This is a genomic window from Vibrio sp. 1562 (genome assembly GCF_033340155.1).
In the GTDB taxonomy this organism is placed as follows: domain Bacteria; phylum Pseudomonadota; class Gammaproteobacteria; order Enterobacterales; family Vibrionaceae; genus Vibrio; species Vibrio alginolyticus.
The window spans coordinates 1-559 of record NZ_JAWOVY010000640.1; the positions used below are offsets into that span (position 1 = coordinate 1).

A 559-nucleotide genomic window follows, 5' to 3' on the forward strand; every position below is an offset into this window, starting at 1 on the left:
TTGAGTGCCATTTCGCGTAGGTAATCGTTCAGAGAGTCGCGATCAACATCTGTTCCTAGGTTAAGGTTTGCAACCGCCATTGATACGTTTGGCGTAGGTACACGAATTGCGTTACCTGTTAGCTTACCAGCTAGCTCTGGCAGTGCTTTTGCTACTGCTTTAGCTGCGCCAGTTGAAGTTAGAACCATATTCAAAGATGCACTGCGACCGCGACGGTCACCTGAGTGGAAGTTATCGATCAGGTTTTGGTCATTCGTGTAAGAGTGAACGGTTTCAATATGGCCCGAAAGTACGCCGTATTTGTCGTTCAATGCTTTTAGAACTGGTGTGATTGCGTTGGTGGTACAGCTCGCTGCAGAGATGATGGTGTCATCTTCTTGAATCACAGATTCGTTAACGCCGAATACAACGTTCTTGATGTCGCCTTTACCCGGAGCCGTTAGTAGTACTTTCTCTGCGCCTTTACATGCTAAGTGTTGGCTCAGACCTTCAGAATCACGCCACACACCTGTGTTATCAACAACAAGTGCATTGTTGATGCCGTACACAGAGTAATCTA

At 46.7% G+C, this 559-nt stretch carries 1 pseudogene; it reads right to left on the reverse strand.

The window, feature by feature from the left end:
* Positions 1 to 559: pseudogene (locus R7Z49_RS26830) on the reverse strand (glyceraldehyde-3-phosphate dehydrogenase); the annotation flags it as partial.